At 52.1% G+C, this 15424-nt stretch carries 16 protein-coding genes; 6 read left to right on the top strand and 10 right to left on the bottom strand.

The features are described from left to right. The first annotated feature begins 139 nt into the window (after nt 1–139). Entirely contained in the window at nt 140–1027 is an 888-nt protein-coding gene (locus Q3C19_RS14870) for a hypothetical protein (RefSeq protein WP_302730348.1), read from the top strand. A gap of 39 nt (nt 1028–1066) precedes the next feature. On the opposite strand, the gene Q3C19_RS14865 is transcribed toward Q3C19_RS14870, so the two are convergent. Both Q3C19_RS14865 and Q3C19_RS14860 read right to left on the bottom strand, forming a co-directional pair. Next, on the bottom strand, nt 1067–1840 hold the full coding sequence (locus Q3C19_RS14865) for a biotin--[acetyl-CoA-carboxylase] ligase (RefSeq protein WP_302730346.1): 774 nt from the start codon (nt 1838–1840) through the stop codon (nt 1067–1069). Between the two features lie 100 nt (nt 1841–1940). Beyond that, entirely contained in the window at nt 1941–2306 is a 366-nt protein-coding gene (locus Q3C19_RS14860) for a YraN family protein (RefSeq protein ID WP_022162226.1), read from the bottom strand. A gap of 87 nt (nt 2307–2393) precedes the next feature. Between Q3C19_RS14860 and Q3C19_RS14855 the strand changes: the two genes are divergently transcribed. Both Q3C19_RS14855 and Q3C19_RS14850 read left to right on the top strand, forming a co-directional pair. Next, a complete protein-coding gene (locus Q3C19_RS14855; RefSeq protein ID WP_022162225.1) occupies nt 2394–2627 on the top strand; it encodes a hypothetical protein in 234 nt (77 codons plus the stop codon). A 52-nt stretch (nt 2628–2679) separates the two neighbouring features. Continuing rightward, complete coding sequence (locus Q3C19_RS14850) at nt 2680–3114, top strand: nucleoside deaminase (protein ID WP_302730343.1); 435 nt, start codon at nt 2680–2682, stop codon at nt 3112–3114. A 13-nt stretch (nt 3115–3127) separates the two neighbouring features. Here the strand turns inward: Q3C19_RS14850 and Q3C19_RS14845 are convergent, their stop codons facing one another. The 3 genes from Q3C19_RS14845 to Q3C19_RS14835 form a co-directional block, all read right to left on the bottom strand. Further along, complete coding sequence (locus tag Q3C19_RS14845; RefSeq protein WP_302730341.1) at nt 3128–3421, bottom strand: DUF4834 family protein; 294 nt, start codon at nt 3419–3421, stop codon at nt 3128–3130. 67 nt (nt 3422–3488) lie between these two features. Beyond that, entirely contained in the window at nt 3489–4199 is a 711-nt protein-coding gene (pssA, locus tag Q3C19_RS14840; protein WP_302730339.1) for a CDP-diacylglycerol--serine O-phosphatidyltransferase, read from the bottom strand. A gap of 13 nt (nt 4200–4212) precedes the next feature. Beyond that, nucleotides 4213–4899 (bottom strand): phosphatidylserine decarboxylase family protein, encoded by a 687-nt coding sequence (locus Q3C19_RS14835; protein WP_022162221.1) that lies wholly within the window; start codon nt 4897–4899, stop codon nt 4213–4215. A gap of 171 nt (nt 4900–5070) precedes the next feature. Between Q3C19_RS14835 and dnaE the strand changes: the two genes are divergently transcribed. From dnaE to Q3C19_RS14820, 3 genes are all read left to right on the top strand, one after another. After that, a complete protein-coding gene (dnaE, locus tag Q3C19_RS14830; RefSeq protein ID WP_302730337.1) occupies nt 5071–8868 on the top strand; it encodes a DNA polymerase III subunit alpha in 3798 nt (1265 codons plus the stop codon). 139 nt (nt 8869–9007) lie between these two features. Further along, nucleotides 9008–9322 carry a thioredoxin gene (gene trxA / locus Q3C19_RS14825; RefSeq protein ID WP_071150567.1) on the top strand — a complete coding sequence of 105 codons (315 nt, stop codon included), beginning with the start codon at nt 9008–9010 and terminating at the stop codon, nt 9320–9322. Nucleotides 9323–9367: 45 nt separating this feature from the next. Beyond that, complete coding sequence (locus tag Q3C19_RS14820) at nt 9368–9703, top strand: hypothetical protein (RefSeq protein ID WP_302730335.1); 336 nt, start codon at nt 9368–9370, stop codon at nt 9701–9703. Nucleotides 9704–10094: 391 nt separating this feature from the next. Here Q3C19_RS14820 and Q3C19_RS14815 read toward each other — a convergent pair whose 3' ends face one another. The 5 genes from Q3C19_RS14815 to Q3C19_RS14795 form a co-directional block, all read right to left on the bottom strand. Continuing rightward, nucleotides 10095–10868, bottom strand: coding sequence for a prephenate dehydrogenase/arogenate dehydrogenase family protein (locus Q3C19_RS14815; protein WP_071150565.1), 774 nt, complete (start codon nt 10866–10868; stop codon nt 10095–10097). 204 nt (nt 10869–11072) lie between these two features. Next, complete coding sequence (locus Q3C19_RS14810; protein WP_277120828.1) at nt 11073–12140, bottom strand: bifunctional 3-deoxy-7-phosphoheptulonate synthase/chorismate mutase type II; 1068 nt, start codon at nt 12138–12140, stop codon at nt 11073–11075. Between the two features lie 139 nt (nt 12141–12279). Then, nucleotides 12280–13545, bottom strand: coding sequence for a pyridoxal phosphate-dependent aminotransferase (locus Q3C19_RS14805; RefSeq protein ID WP_302730333.1), 1266 nt, complete (start codon nt 13543–13545; stop codon nt 12280–12282). Beyond that, a complete protein-coding gene (locus Q3C19_RS14800) occupies nt 13520–14368 on the bottom strand; it encodes a prephenate dehydratase domain-containing protein (protein ID WP_022162017.1) in 849 nt (282 codons plus the stop codon). The genes Q3C19_RS14805 and Q3C19_RS14800 overlap by 26 nt, the downstream gene beginning before the upstream one ends. Nucleotides 14369–14650: 282 nt before the next feature. Continuing rightward, nucleotides 14651–15412, bottom strand: coding sequence for an endonuclease/exonuclease/phosphatase family protein (locus Q3C19_RS14795; RefSeq protein ID WP_277121592.1), 762 nt, complete (start codon nt 15410–15412; stop codon nt 14651–14653). Nucleotides 15413–15424 lie beyond the last annotated feature (12 nt).

The raw sequence follows: 15424 nt of genomic DNA, 5'->3' as shown, positions 1-15424 counted from the left end.
ATCCGCGTTCTTTTGAAAATGAAATCAGTTTGTTACCTTTGTCTTATCGTACAGTAGAATGCTCGAATTGAAGAGCTATAGAACTGTAACTGTAATAATGAAGATAGAAACGGTATTAGGTGTGTAAAAAATGATCAGCATGAAAAAACTCGCTAAAATTCTCCTCTTTTCTCTGTCGCTGCTCAGCATCAGTTTGTCGTCGTGCTCCGAAAACGAAGACAGCGTTCTGCCTATCGAACTGGCTTATGAAAGCCCGGACGTCGTGTTCGACAACGAGAATCCCCGTATGACGATGATGGGCTATGAAACGTCCGAACGCGTGCTGCTTATTCGTGGCGGGCAAGGCGAATACCGTGTGGAGAGTTCCAATAATGCAGTAGCAGAGGCTCGTTGCGAGGGCAATCGGCTGTTGGTCCGTCCCATAGGAGCAGGGAAGACGAATGTCATCATCCGCGACGAAAGCGGCTGTGACTATTGGTTGTCTGTGTCGGTAGGCTATCCGTTCTATAAGTATGCCGTGATAGACAACCGCGTGTCGTTGCAGGGCGAAGGCCTGACCGATGACGAAAAAAAGGCGTTGGAAAAGGAAATGCTGGAGGCACAGACCGGACCTGTCGTTTTGACAAGTTACGCCTTTGTCTATAAGAATGAAGCCAAAAGCGAAGGTACGCTCGTGCTCGGTTCTTCACATTACAGCTTCGATGCTTCGGCACAGGTCGTTGTACCCGAAGAGCCGTTGCAGGTCGACGTACGTACCGACGACGGTTTTGCCCGCAGCTTCTTCTTCGAAAGTTTTACGCCCGTACGTTTCTCGTCGGAAAACGGCAGTGTCTCCGACGAACTGTTTCTGAGCGAACGCAATGCCGGAGTTGCGCCCGCTACCCGTGACCTCGACCAGACACCTTATTTCCGTTGCTTCGTCTTCGACCGTACCGCGCAGTACAAGGAGCGCTATCCGGCTCTGGAGCGCGCCTGTTACCTGCAAATAGCGGTAGAACAGTATGTAGGGGTCACCACTGAGGACTGACCGGACGGTTTCCCCCTTTTCCCGCTGCAGGCTTCGTGCCTACAGCACGTATTGCACTTCCTTGAACAGGTAGCTGCGTTCCTTCCCGTTCTCGTCTTCCAGCACAAAGCGACCGTCCGCTTCGACGCGCAGCAGGCGGGCCTGGAAACGGCCGTCGGCATCCTCGTACGTGTGGTAGCCGCGGCGGCGGAACAGCGATCGGGCGTAGCGGGCATTCACTTCGTCGGCATAGGTTTGGGGATCTTCCATGCGCAGTCCTTCGTAGTAGATTTTCAGCCGTTTCAGTATGTGCGTCAGTATCTCCTCACGGTTCTGTTCCTTGCCGGTGATCTGCTTCAGCGAGACAGGGTTGGGAGCATCGCTGCGGAAAATCTCCTGATTTACGTTCAGCCCGATGCCACAGATGCAGCGGCTGATGCTGCGTCCCGTCAGTTCGTTCTCTATCAGCATGCCGCAAATCTTCTGTTCGCGGTAGTAGATGTCGTTGGGCCATTTGATGAAGAAGTCGTTCGACCACCGGTTCAGCTCTTCCTTGATGGCCAGCGAGGCTATCTGCGACAGGATGAACTGTCGGCGCGGCTCCAGAAAGGTGGGGTAGAGGACGACGCTGAACAGCAGGTTCTTGCCTTTCTCCGACTCCCAGCTGTTGCCGCGTTGCCCTTTGCCGGCCGACTGGAACTGGGCGGTTACGGTTGTGTACTCGGCAACGGACTCGGACTGTTCGTTGCACAATTGGCTCAGGTACTGATTGGTCGATACGGTCTCGTCGACGTCAATCATCGGAAACGTAAAGTTCTCAGGCAATGTTTTCATATTCGTTACGCGTTTTACGGTTGAATTTCTTGATTACTTCTTCGTAAGAGGAAATAGCTGTTTTCTATGTTCATGATTAATATGGTTATTCCCCTGCGTTTCAGAACAGAGGCGGGTAAAAAGCTTCTTTGATGTGTTCGATACGGAAGTTCTCTTTTTCGCCTACGGCAGTGATGATGTCGAATCGCACAGGAGCATCGATGCCGAAGTGCTTGATGTAGGCGTCGGCTGCTACCACGATGTGGCGTATCTTCTGCCAGTCCACAGCTTCGTGCGGCTCCTTGTAATCGGTGTTCCGGCGGGTCTTTACTTCTATCACCACCAGCTCGTTGTCCTTGGTTGCTACGATGTCCAGTTCCAGGTGGTTCTTGCGCCAGTTGCGGTGGAGTATCTCGTAGCCGTTCTTTTCGAGGTAGCTCACGGCTGCGTCTTCTCCGGCTTTGCCTAAGGTATTGTGCACTGCCATTTTTTCAGTTTTTGGTTCTTCCCCTACAAAATTAATCTTTTTTCTGCTTTGTATTTACAGAAGTAAAGCTAATTTTGCAGGAGAAATATGAGAAAGCGAGATAGAACCTGTGCCAAGTCCACGCCTCAGGAACCGAAACGCATGCAACGCATGGTGTGCCTGATGAGCGAGGAAGAGCTGCGGATTGTGGATAGTTATCTGCGTAAGTACAAGATAACGAACAAATCACGTTGGCTGCGCGAAACTGTGCTCGCTTTTATCCATAAAAACATGGACGAGGATTATCCCACACTGTTTGGCGAACACGACATGCGGCGGTAATTCTGTGCATTTTTATATTCTTCATTCTTCATTCCTCATTCTTCATTTCCTTATGGACGATACTTACTACATGAAGCAGGCCCTGGTCGAAGCGCAGAAAGCTGCCGAGCGGGGAGAAGTGCCGGTAGGCGCAGTCGTGGTGTGCAAAGACCGCATCATTGCGCGTGCCCATAACCTGACAGAAACCCTGACCGACGTCACCGCGCATGCCGAGATGCAGGCCATTACGGCGGCGGCCTCTTCGTTGGGCGGAAAGTATCTGAACGAATGTACGCTGTATGTCACGGTGGAACCGTGCGTGATGTGTGCGGGAGCCATCGGGTGGGCACAGACTGCCCGGCTGGTCTTTGGAGCTTCCGACGAAAAGAGAGGGTATCAGCGCTGTGCGCCTCAGGCATTGCATCCCAAGACGCAGGTGTCGCAAGGCGTACTGGCCGACGAGTGTGCCCGGCTGATGAAAGAATTCTTCTTGAACAAACGGCGCTGACAGGCGTACCGGATTATTCTTTTACTTCCTCGAAGTCGACGTATTCGCCGTCGTCTTTCGTGAAAATCTTTTTGCGTTTGAAGTGTATTTCCCCTTCTTCGGGGCTGATTCCTTCGTCGTTGTTGGTGCGCGAAGAAGTCTGTTGGTTGTTCCCGCCAAACGAATAGCCACCGCGGTGGTAGTTCTGGCCTGTTGTCTTCTTACGTCCGAAGCCGAACAGGCTGCGCACCAGTCCGCCAATGATACTGAGACCGATGAGCAGTATCGCTATGATGAGTATGAACAGGAATCCTATGAAATGTAACATGTGTATCGAAGTATTTAAGTTGTTTCTTTATACAACTGCTACTACAACAACCGTGCCAGACTAAAGTTCACGCTTTTTTCCGTCCTGTCAGCAGCGAAACGAAGATGTACCACACGATGCAGGTGGCAAATCCTTTCACTTGCAGCGTGGCAAGGAAAACAATGCAAAGTATCAGGAAGCTGAAACTTACTTTATTGTCTTTCCATGACAGATTCTTGAACTTGAGCGAGAACATGGGAATTTCCGAAACCAGCAGCCACGAGAACAGGCACACCAGTACCAGCAGGTAGAGCGGGTGGAAACTTTCGCTGACGAGCAGCGGATGATAGCCGGCTACCAGCGAAGCCCAAAACAGGGCATTGGCAGGAACGGGCAGGCCGATAAAGGAAGTGGTCTGGCGTGTGTCGTTGTTGAACTTTGCCAGTCGCAGGGCCGAAAACACTGCTATCAGAAAAGCGGCATACGGCAACCACGCTGCAACTCCTTCCATATAAGCCGGATAGTGCATTTCCTTGAACAGCGAGAAGACGATGAGCGAAGGAACCAGTCCGAAGCTGACATCGTCGGCCAGCGAATCCAGGTCTTTCCCGATGACGGAGTGAGCATTGAGCGCACGTGCGGCCATACCGTCGAAGAAGTCGAACACGGCACTGATGATGATGAAGAGAAGTGCCATTCCGTACTGTGCTTCGAAAGCCATCACACCGGCTATGCAGCCCGAGAACAGGTTCATGCAGGTCAGCGTGTTGGGGATATGGCGGGTAATGCGGTTTGCCATGATGTTACTGGTTTTATTTAAGTTTGGCTATCACGGTTTGGTTACCGGTAGTCAGTTGTCCTAATTTGACGAGGATTTCGGTGCCCAGCGGGAGATATACGTCCACGCGCGAACCGAATTTGATGAAGCCCATGTGTTCGTCGATGTAGCATTCTTCGCCCGGTTCGGCATAGGTCACAATGCGTCGGGCCATGGCACCGGCTATCTGGCGTGCCATTACTTCTACACCTTCGGGGGTTTCAATCACTACCATCGAACGTTCGTTGTCGGTGCTGGCCTTGGGCAGCCAGGCTTTCATGAACTTGCCGTTCTGGTGGCCTACCTTTTTGACAGTACCGTCTACAGGGTACCAGTTGGCATGTACGTTGACGAGGCTCATAAAGATAGAGACCATGATACGGCGGTCGTGGAAGTATTCCGTTTCTTCCACTTCTTCAATCACTACTACTTTGCCGTCGGCCGGGGCTACGACTACCTTTTCGGTGTCGCCACCAAACAGACGGATCGGGCAGCGGAAGAAGTTCACCAATATACCATATACTATAAGGCTGATAGTTGCAACGATGTAGAAGGGTATTTTGCATTCCAGTCCGAAATACAAGCCGGCATTGAGTACGAGCAGCAACAGAAAACTGCCTACCAATGTGTGTGTTCCTTCACGGTGAATACGTATCTTTTTAAGTTTTTTTAGTCGGACCATTTACCTTCGTTTATATTTTATACTAAAATTATCTGCAAAAATAGGCTTATTTTGAAAATCTAACAAGAAAAAACAAGCAGAAATGCAAGTGTTGATAACTTTTAGGGGAATATTTTTGTTAGATGTTTCATTGATTGTACTTTTATGCGTTCAATATAAAAGAATGTTTGTATGCAGGATTTTGTTCATCTACACGTTCATACCCAGTATTCGCTTCTTGACGGACAAGCCAGTGTCAGCCGTCTGGTAGACAAGGCCATGAAGGATGGCATGAAGGGAATTGCCGTGACCGACCACGGAAATATGTTCGGCATCAAGGAGTTCACCAACTATGTCAACAAGAAGAATGGCGGGCCGAAAGGAGAAATCAAGGACCTGAAGAAGAAAATGGCCGATATTGAGAGCGGCAAGGAGGAATGCGAGGACAAAGAAGCAGCGCTGGCCGATTGCCGTTCCAAGATAGCCGAGGCTGAAAGCCGCATCTTCAAACCCATCATCGGCTGCGAGATGTACGTGGCGCGCCGTACGATGGATCTGAAGGAAGGTAAGCAGGACCAGAGCGGTTATCACCTGATTGTACTGGCCAAGAACGAGAAGGGATATCACAACCTGATCAAACTGGTGTCGCGTGCCTGGACAAAAGGATACTACATGCGTCCGCGTACCGACCGTAGCGAGCTGGAGAAGTATCACGAAGGACTGATTGTCTGTTCGGCCTGCCTGGGAGGCGAGGTGCCCAAGAAGATCACCAACGACCGGCTGGAAGAGGCCGAGGAAGCCATCCGCTGGTATAAGAATCTGTTTGGCGACGATTACTACCTGGAACTTCAGCGGCACAAGGCGACGGTGCCCCGTGCCAATCACGAAGCCTATCCGTTGCAACAGAAAGTGAATGCCAAACTGCTGGAGTTCGCCAAAAAGTATGACATCAAAGTGATCTGTACCAACGATGTTCACTTTGTGGACGAAGAGAACGCCGAGGCGCACGACCGTCTGATCTGCCTCAGTACGGGCAAAGACCTGGACGACCCCACCCGCATGCTCTACACCAAACAGGAGTGGATGAAGACCAAGGCCGAAATGAACGCCCTGTTCGAGGACGTGCCCGAAGCCTTGTCGAATACGTTGGAGATTCTCGATAAAGTGGAATTTTACTCTATCGACCATCCTCCCATCATGCCGACCTTTGCCATTCCCGAGGAGTTCGGCACTGAAGAAGAATATCGCAAGAAATATACCGAAGAAGACCTCTTCAACGAGTTCACCCGCAACGAGAACGGTGAAGTGGTGCTCGACGAAGAAGCTGCCAAAGCCAAAATCAAGCGTTTGGGCGGCTACGAGAAACTGTACCGTATCAAGCTGGAAGCCGACTATCTGGCAAAGCTGGCTTTCGACGGTGCCAAACGCCTGTATGGCGACCCGTTGAGCGAGGAGGTGAGGGAACGGCTTGTATTCGAGCTGTACATCATGAAGACGATGGGTTTCCCCGGCTACTTCCTCATCGTGCAGGACTTTATCAACGCTGCCCGTACCCAATTGGGCGTTTCCGTCGGTCCGGGACGTGGTTCGGCGGCTGGTTCGGCTGTGGCCTACTGTCTGGGTATCACGAAAATCGACCCTATCCAGTATGACTTGCTGTTCGAGCGTTTCCTCAATCCCGACCGTATCTCCTTGCCCGATATCGATGTGGACTTCGATGATGACGGACGTGGCGAAGTGCTGCGCTGGGTGACCGAGAAGTACGGACAGGAAAAAGTGGCTCACATCATCACCTACGGTACGATGGCTACGAAGATGGCCATCAAGGATGTGGCGCGTGTGGAGAAGCTGCCGTTGTCCGAGTCGGACCGCCTGTGTAAGCTGGTGCCCGACAAGATTCCCGACAAGAAACTGAACCTGCCCAATGCCATCGCCTACGTGCCCGAGTTGCAGGCTGCCGAGGCATCGCCCGACCCGCTGGTGCGCGAAACCATCAAATATGCCAAGATGCTCGAAGGCAATGTGCGCGGAACCGGTGTACATGCGTGCGGAACCATCATCTGCCGTGACGACATCACCGACTGGGTGCCTGTCAGCACGGCCGACGACAAAGAAACGGGCGAGAAGATGCTCGTCACTCAGTACGAAGGCTCCGTCATCGAGGATACGGGACTTATCAAGATGGACTTCCTCGGTCTGAAGACGCTGTCCATCATCAAGGAGGCGGTAGAGAACATCCGCCTGCACCGCGGACTGAAGCTGGATATAGACAAGATATCGATTACCGACCCTGCCACTTATCAGCTGTATTGCGACGGTCGTACCATCGGAACGTTCCAGTTCGAGTCGGCGGGTATGCAGAAGTACCTGCGCGAGTTGCAACCTAGTACGTTCGAGGACCTCATCGCCATGAACGCCCTGTATCGTCCGGGACCTATGGACTACATTCCCGACTTCATCGACCGTAAGTGGGGCCGTAAGCCTATCGAATACGATATTCCCATCATGGAGAAATACCTGAAGGACACGTACGGCATCACCGTCTACCAGGAGCAGGTGATGTTGTTGTCGCGTTTGCTGGCCGACTTCACCCGTGGTGAGTCCGATGCACTCCGTAAGGCGATGGGTAAGAAGCTGCGCGACAAGCTGGACCACATGAAGCCGAAGTTCATCTCCGGCGGACAGAAAAACGGTCACGACCCGAAAGTGCTCGAAAAGATATGGGCCGACTGGGAAAAGTTTGCTTCGTATGCGTTCAACAAGTCGCATGCCACGTGCTACTCGTGGGTGGCTTACCAGACTGCCTACCTGAAGGCCAACTATCCTGCCGAATACATGGCGGCCGTGATGAGCCGAAGCCTGTCGGACATCACCACCATCACCAAGCTGATGGACGAATGCAAGGCAATGGGCATACAGGTGCTGGGTCCGGACGTAAACGAAAGTAACCTGAAGTTCACCGTCAACCCCGAAGGCAACATCCGCTTCGGACTGGGTGCCGTGAAGGGTGTGGGCGAGGGCGCCGTGCAGAGCATCATGGACGAACGTGCCAAAGGCGGGCCTTTCAAAGGTATCTTCGACTTTGTGCAGCGCGTCAACCTGAATGCCTGCAACAAGAAAAACATCGAATGTCTGGCACTGGCGGGCGGTTTCGACAACTTCCCCGAACTGAAGCGTGAACAATACTTTGCCGTCAACTCGAAGAACGAAGTCTTCATCGACACACTGGTGCGTTACGGCAACCGCTATCAGCTGGACAAGGCGGCAGCCGCCAATTCGCTGTTCGGCGGTGAGAATGTGGTGGAGATTGCCACTCCCGAAATTCTGCCGGCCGAACGGTGGAGCGACTTGGATCGCCTGAACCGCGAGCGCGAACTGGTGGGCATCTATCTGTCGGCTCATCCGCTGGACGAATATGCAGTAGTGCTGGAACACGTGTGTAACACGCACATGGCTGAACTGGACGACAAAGCCTCGCTCGTAGGGCGCGAAATCACCATGGGTGGCATTGTCACCTCCGTACGCCGTGGCATCAGCAAGAACGGAAATCCTTACGGCATCGCCAAGATTGAAGACTACTCGGGTTCGGCCGAACTGCCTTTCTTTGGCAACGACTGGGTGACCTATCAGGGGTATCTGGGCGAGCGTACCTTCCTCTTCATCAGGGCGCGCTGCCAGCCCAAGCAATGGAGGCAGGACGAACTGGAGCTGAAAATCACTTCGATGGAACTGCTGCCCGACGTGAAGGAGAAACTGATTAACAAGATAACCATCGTCATCCCGCTGGATGCCCTCAACACGGCCCTCATCACCGAACTGGCCGAGCTGACCAAGGAGCATCCGGGCAATACGGAGCTGTACTTCAGGGTGCGCGACACGGATACGAAGCAGACACTCGACCTCGTTTCGAGGCCTGTCAGGTTGTCGGTAGGGCGTGAGTTAATTTCTTATTTAAAAGAACGTCCGGAGCTTGACTTCCGGATAAATTAGCTATCTTTGTTTCACGAAGATAGGATGCGGTTCGGTAATGTCAAGCCCAAAAGTAAACCTTGGGCTTGATATTACGCTCACCTTTCCTTATCTTTGCCACCACTAATATCAATTTCATACAATTAAATTATTTGTAACTATGGCTTTAGAAATTACAGACAACAATTACAAGGAACTGTTGGCCGAAGGCAAACCGGTTGTGATAGACTTCTGGGCTCCGTGGTGCGGACCCTGCAAGATGGTAGCTCCCATCATCGAGGAACTGGCTACCGAATACGAAGGCAAGGTAATCATCGGCAAGTGCGACGTGGACGAGAACTCGGACATGCCCGCCGAATTTGGCATACGCAACATCCCCACCGTACTTTTCTTCAAGGAAGGCAAGCTGGTGGACAAGCAGGTAGGTTCGGCTCCGAAACCGACTTATGTGTCGAAAATCGAAGCACTGCTGTAACATCCGTATCAGACAACTGACGTTAAACCTCTAAATTCATACATTATGGGACTGGAAGACGATTTCTTGAAACAGGATGCAGACGATGAGAAGACCATCGAGTACATCAAAAACTATCTGCCGCAAGAGCTGAAGGAGAAGTTCTCCGACGATGAGTTCTATTATTTCCTCGACTTGATTGACGAGTATTATTCGGAGAGCGGCATTCTGAATGCGACTCCCGACGACGAGGGATACATCGACATCGACCTGGAGAAGGTTGTGGACTACATCGTCAAGGAGGCCCGTAAGGATGAAATGGGTGAATACGATCCCGAAGAGATTCTCTTCATCGTCCAGGGCGAATTGGAGTATACCGAATCGCTGGAAGATGAAGACTGATCCCGCTTCCGCAAGCCGGAAACGGTGGTGAGGAAATGCTGAGGGAGGGCGTACCGGAACAAAAGTATTTTAAGCTCTCTTCCTTCGGGAAGGAGGAGTCCCCGATAGGGGGAGGTGGTAGGTGAAAACATAAAGTATGGATATACGATGTGTCGTAACAACCTACCACCCCGCCCGTTGGGCACCCCTCCTTCCCGAAGGAGGGGAGTCTGATGATACCACTTGGTTTCGTTGCGCTCTCCCTCTTTTTTGCCCCCTCGGAGAATGCTGTCTATAAGGCAGTTGTGGGACACTTGCACGGCTCGCGAGCAACACTTGTACGGCTCGCGAGCCGTGCAAGTGATACAGACGAGCGACACAAGTGTCCCACAAACGGTCTGCCGGAGCCGCTTTACTTGATGTTTTCGCGGATCTTCGTCAGGTATTTCTTCATGCCTTCAGCATCCTTGTTGGTGATGATTTCCAACAGCTGCTTCAGCTCGACGCGGATATTCTCGACTTGTGCCGGCGTGCGCGGGTTGAAGAGGATTTCCTGCAGCAGGTAGTCGTCTTCGTTCAGCAGTCCCTGAGCAATGGCCATGTGCTTCTTGAAGGTGGTGCCCGGTGCTTCCTGATGCTTCATCACGGCTGCAAAGACGAAAGTCGAAACGAAGGGGATGGACAGCGAGTAAGCCACCGTCTCGTCGTGCTCGTCGAAGGTGTATTCGAAGATGTTCAGCTTCAGCGTCTGATACAGGTCCTTAAAGAAGATGCGCCCCAGGTGATCGCCTTCGGTGATGATGATGGCGTTCTCCGTATTCAGGTGGTTGAGGCTGGCGAACGTGGGTCCGAACATGGGGTGGGTGGACACGTAGCGGAAGCCGCTTTCCTGATAGAATTTTTTCAACCCGGTCTTCACCGAAGCGATGTCGCTCAGGATGCAGTCCTTGGGCAGTACGGGCAATACCTGGCGGAAGGCGTCGAGGGTGTATTTCACCGTGGCGGCGTTGATCACTAGCTCGGGTTCAAACTCTTTTATCTCGTCCAGCGTGGTAAAGCGGTAGGTGTTGTAGACAAAGCGCAACTGGTGCGGGTTGACGTCGAACACGGCCGTCTCGTGCTGGAAACTCAGTACGTCGTTGAAGAAGGAGCCCATCTTGCCGGCTCCGAGGATTAATATTCTCATAATATAAGCCTCACCCTCGTCCCCTCTCCCAAGGAGAGGGGGGGAGTGGGATGTTTTAAGGCCTCACTCTTTCTCCTTGCTCCCAAAGAGAGGGGAGAGTGAGGCGGACATTATACATAATTTTATGGTTGTACAGTTGTATTATCAGCCGGAGCATTCTTCTTCCTTCTCCCTCTCCTTGGGAGAGGGTTGGGGTGAGGCTCCTTATTTATTAATGATTTCCATCTGCTGCCTTACACTCTCCTCGTGGATAGCTTCGAATACTTTCTTGATGAATTCCGAATCCATACCACAGAGGGCACCTTGCGAGCCGCGCTTTTCGAGGATTTCGTTGTAGCGGCCGGTCTGAAGGATGGTCATGCCGTGCTCCTTCTTGTAAGTACCTATTTCGCGAGCCACCCGCATACGCTTGGCCAGTTCCTGAATCAGGTTGTCGTCGCACTCGTCAATCTGCTTGCGCAGTTCGGCCAGGTTTTCGGTGCTCTGGTTGGTTTCGCGGATGACGAGCAGATTCAGTATGTAGTCCAGAATGTCTGGCGTCACCTGTTGTGCGGCGTCGCTCCAGGCAGCATCCGGATTGCAGTGGCTCTCTACGATGAGGCCGTCGAAACCCAGGTCCATGGCCTGCTGACACAGCGGTGCCACGAGTTCGCGCTTACCGCCGATGTGGCTGGGGTCACACAGAATAGGCAGGTTGGGGATGCGGCGGCGCAGTTCGATGGGGATGTGCCACTGGGGCAGATTGCGATAAATCCGCTTATCGTATGCCGAGAATCCGCGGTGGATGGCTGCCAGACGTTTCAGTCCGGCCTGGTTGATGCGCTCCAGGGCACCGATCCACAGTTCGAGGTCAGGATTGACGGGGTTCTTCACCAGCACGGGAATGTCCACACCGCGCAATGCGTCGGCTATCTCCTGCATGGCAAAGGGGTTGGCTGTGGTGCGTGCGCCTATCCACAGGATGTCGATGCCGGCCTTCAGTGCCTCGAATACATGTTTGGCGGTAGCTACTTCGGTAGCGACGTACATGCCTGTTTCTTTCTTCACTTCCTTGAGCCATGCCAGGCCTTCTACGCCGATGCCTTCGAAGCCTCCGGGTTTGGTGCGCGGCTTCCAGATGCCGGCACGGAATATTTTGATTCCCTTATCTGCCAGTAGTTTGGCAGTGTTCATTACTTGTTCTTCTGTTTCGGCGCTGCACGGACCTGCAATCACCAAGGGACGTTTGTCGTCGACGCCCGGGAGGGCAATCTTTTCTAATTCGAGTTCCATAACGATTGAATTAAGCATGATGAATGAAGAATTTATCTGCGGTGGCATTCTCGTTCTTACGGATTCATCATTGTAGGTTCTTATGTTTATTAATTGTTTCTGTGGTTTACGAATGAAGCAGTCTAAAATTCTCCGTTCTTCATTCTTCACTCTTCATTTTCTTTATTCTCTCCAATGCTTCCGCCAGTTTGGCATCCTTGCAGCAGAGCGAGATGCGGATGTAGCGTGCACCGTTCGAGCCGAAGATGAAGCCGGGAGTGATGAAGACACGGGCCTCGTGCAGCACGCGTTCGGTCAGCTCTTCCACATCCTTGTACCGGTCGGGGATGCGTCCCCAGAGGAACATGCCTACCTGACGTTCGTCGTAGGTGCAGCCCAGTGTGTGCATGATTTCTCCGGCCAGTTGGCGGCGGTTGCGGTAGTTGCAGTTGTTACCTTCGTACCAGTCGGCATCGGCGTCGAGGGCAGTGGCGGCGGCCAGCTGCATGGCGCGAAACATACCGCTGTCGATGTTGCTCTTTACCTTCAGCACCCATTGCACGAATTGCGGGTTCGAGGCTAGCATACCGATACGCCAGCCGGGCATGTTGTGGCTCTTGCTCATCGAGTTGAATTCGATGCAGCAGTCCTTGGCACCCGGCACGCTGAGGATGCTCAGCGGATGGTCGTTCAGGATGAAGCTGTAGGGATTGTCGTTCACGATGATGATTCCACGGCGGCGGGCAAAGTCAACCAGACGTTCGTACAGTTCGGGTGTGGCGGGTGCGCCGGTCGGCATGTTGGGATAGTTGGTCCACATCAGCTTGACGCGGCTTGTATCCATGGCTTCCAGCTGTTCCCAGTCGGGCATCCAGCCGTTGTCCTCGCGCAGGTTGTAATTCACCACTTCGGCTCCCAGAATCTTGCTTAGTGACGTATAGGTAGGGTAGCCGGGATTGGGCACCAGTACCTGTTCGCCGGGGTTGACGAAAGCCAGTGTGACGTGCAGGATACCTTCTTTCGAACCGATCAGCGGTTGTATCTCGGTCTTTGGGTCCAGTTCCACGCCGTACCAGCGCTTGTACCATGCGGCAAAGGCCGAGCGTAGTTCGGGGATGCCTACGTAGGGCATGTAGCCGTGACCGTCGGGGTTCTGGGCAGCTTCGCACAAGGTACGGATGGTCTGTTCGGAGGGCGGCATGTCGGGGCTTCCGATACCCAGACTGATAACGTCCATTCCCTGGGCATTCATCTGTGCCACTTCCTTCAGCTTGCGCGAGAAGTAGTATTCGCTGACGGAAGACAACCTGTCCGCCGGCCTGTAACTCGTAGCTTGTAGCTCCTTACTCGTAGCTCGTAACCTATTACTCGTAGCTCGTAGCTCACTACTCGTAGCTGTATCACAGTGTAGATTTTCCTTCTTCATATTCTCCCAGTATTTTAAGTTCTTTGGTCAGCGGTGTAATGGCCGCGATGGATTGTTTGTATTTCAGTACATTGTCGAACACGACATCTACATAGAATTGGTATTCCCATTCCCGTCCGATGATGGGCAGCGACTGTATCTTCGTCAGGTTGATGCGGTAGAACGACAGGATGGACAACACTTGCGACAGGCTTCCTTCGGTGTGAGGCAGGGTGAATACGATGCTTGCCTTGTTCACCTCGTGCGAGCGGTGGCGGTTCAGTTCGTCTACCTGCCAGGGGTCGGCCACTACTAGGAAACGGGTGAAGTTGTGCTTGTTTGTCTCAATGCCTTCCTGCAATACTTTCATGCCATACAGTTCGGCTGCTGCTTTCGAGCAGATAGCTGCGTGTCCTTTCAGGTGTTCCTTCTGGATGATTTCGGCACTGCGGGCGGTGTCTTCGCCTTCCACAACTTTGATGTTAGGATGCTGGCTGAGGAAATCGCGGCATTGCATCAGTGCGATGGGGTGCGAGTTGACTTCGGTGATGTCGTTCCAGTCCTCTTCGGGCAGGCAGACAAAGCTGTGCGAGATGCGCAGTTTGTGTTCGCCGATGATTTGCGTGCCGCTTTGCCGCAACAGTTCGTTGTTGTGAAGCAGGCTTCCGGCAATGGTGTTTTCAATGGCCAGCATACCAATCACTTGGCTGTCCTGGCGAATGGACTTGAATACGTCCTCGAATGTAGCGCAGCATATCAGTTCGATGTCTTCACCTTCGAAGTATCGGTGGGCTGCAATGTCGTGGAAGGAACCCAATGTTCCCTGAATGGCTATTCTTTTCATAAGTCTGTACTGTAACAAAAAATCCCGCTTCCAAACATGGGAGCGGGATTCATATCTTTAACTTTAAGTTCTTAATTCAGTTCTTAAGCGTCACTGTCACTTGACACATACAAACTCCCGCTCTACTTTGTTGCTAAAGTAAAAGTAAAAGAAGAAGTAATATGCGTAAGTAAACAGATTCATGCTTTTGTTCTCTTTTTGTTTTTAATTATGGGGCAAAAGTAATACTTTTCTTTTAAAAGCAAACAATATTCCATGTTTTTTTTGAAAAGAGTATCAAAATTACTTTTTTAGTACCAGAACGTCCACTTGTACGGGACGGTGGTCCGAAGCAGTGGTCTCAGGCAAGACATTTTGTTGCAACACCTTGAAGTCACATTCATTTGCGGTATACCCATAGATGTAGTCAATACAGTGGTCGGGACGGTCGGCTGGGAACGTATATGCGGTGGTATCGCTCAGTGTGGTGAAGTGCCGATTCAGTTCCTGCTGAGGCTTTTCATTGGGACGGGAGTTCATGTCGCCTGCCAGCAGTACTGGTTTGTGGTGGTACTTTTCTACTATTTTCAGAATCTCCCGTACAGATGCCAGCTGGTCTTCGGGCGTTAGCGATAAGTGGGTGGCGCAGAACACATAGTCCTTAAATTCGGCCACGAGCATGGTTCGCTGTTCTTCGCGTCCGGGCATAGGTATTTTCTTGTAACTCAACGGCTGTTCTTTGGACAACAAGCCGATGCCGTAACTTCCCCCTTGAAAGGGAATGGCAGATACAAAAATACCGTGCATGCCGGTGAATGTTTCCAGTTCTTTTAAGGCATAGACACCATCGTTACGTTGAGTCATGCTGTCCAGTTCCTGCAGAGCCACTACGTCGGGATCAGCTTGCTTGATGACTTCTGCTATACGGTTGTAATCGCGAACGTTGTCCAGCCCAATGCAGTTGTGTACATTGTAGGACATGACACGCACGGGTATTATATCCTGTCCGCAGGAGCAAAGTCCGCAGCACAAGGCAAGAGTGTAAGCCAGTAAATGTTTCTTCATGGATACGCTTGT

This window comes from Bacteroides sp. ET489 (assembly GCF_030518095.1).
In the GTDB taxonomy this organism is placed as follows: Bacteria; Bacteroidota; Bacteroidia; order Bacteroidales; family Bacteroidaceae; genus Bacteroides; species Bacteroides ndongoniae.
This window is presented reverse-complemented; position numbering and strand designations above follow the sequence as displayed.

Excerpts from the sequence above, each read along its gene's own strand:
- Q3C19_RS14870 (WP_302730348.1), top strand. The coding sequence starts at position 140 with ATGAAAAAACTCGCTAAAATTCTCCTCTTTTCTCTGTCGCTGCTCAGC.
- Q3C19_RS14835 (WP_022162221.1), bottom strand. The coding sequence starts at position 4,899 with ATGGTCCGACTAAAAAAACTTAAAAAGATACGTATTCACCGTGAAGGA.
- Q3C19_RS14855 (WP_022162225.1), top strand. The coding sequence starts at position 2,394 with ATGAGAAAGCGAGATAGAACCTGTGCCAAGTCCACGCCTCAGGAACCG.
- Q3C19_RS14805 (WP_302730333.1), bottom strand. The coding sequence starts at position 13,545 with ATGAAGAAGGAAAATCTACACTGTGATACAGCTACGAGTAGTGAGCTA.
- trxA (WP_071150567.1), top strand. The coding sequence starts at position 9,008 with ATGGCTTTAGAAATTACAGACAACAATTACAAGGAACTGTTGGCCGAA.
- Q3C19_RS14800 (WP_022162017.1), bottom strand. The coding sequence starts at position 14,368 with ATGAAAAGAATAGCCATTCAGGGAACATTGGGTTCCTTCCACGACATT.
- Q3C19_RS14860 (WP_022162226.1), bottom strand. The coding sequence starts at position 2,306 with ATGGCAGTGCACAATACCTTAGGCAAAGCCGGAGAAGACGCAGCCGTG.
- pssA (WP_302730339.1), bottom strand. The coding sequence starts at position 4,199 with ATGGCAAACCGCATTACCCGCCATATCCCCAACACGCTGACCTGCATG.
- Q3C19_RS14845 (WP_302730341.1), bottom strand. The coding sequence starts at position 3,421 with ATGTTACATTTCATAGGATTCCTGTTCATACTCATCATAGCGATACTG.
- Q3C19_RS14815 (WP_071150565.1), bottom strand. The coding sequence starts at position 10,868 with ATGAGAATATTAATCCTCGGAGCCGGCAAGATGGGCTCCTTCTTCAAC.
- Q3C19_RS14810 (WP_277120828.1), bottom strand. The coding sequence starts at position 12,140 with ATGGAACTCGAATTAGAAAAGATTGCCCTCCCGGGCGTCGACGACAAA.
- Q3C19_RS14795 (WP_277121592.1), bottom strand. The coding sequence starts at position 15,412 with ATGAAGAAACATTTACTGGCTTACACTCTTGCCTTGTGCTGCGGACTT.
- dnaE (WP_302730337.1), top strand. The coding sequence starts at position 5,071 with ATGCAGGATTTTGTTCATCTACACGTTCATACCCAGTATTCGCTTCTT.
- Q3C19_RS14865 (WP_302730346.1), bottom strand. The coding sequence starts at position 1,840 with ATGAAAACATTGCCTGAGAACTTTACGTTTCCGATGATTGACGTCGAC.
- Q3C19_RS14820 (WP_302730335.1), top strand. The coding sequence starts at position 9,368 with ATGGGACTGGAAGACGATTTCTTGAAACAGGATGCAGACGATGAGAAG.
- Q3C19_RS14850 (WP_302730343.1), top strand. The coding sequence starts at position 2,680 with ATGGACGATACTTACTACATGAAGCAGGCCCTGGTCGAAGCGCAGAAA.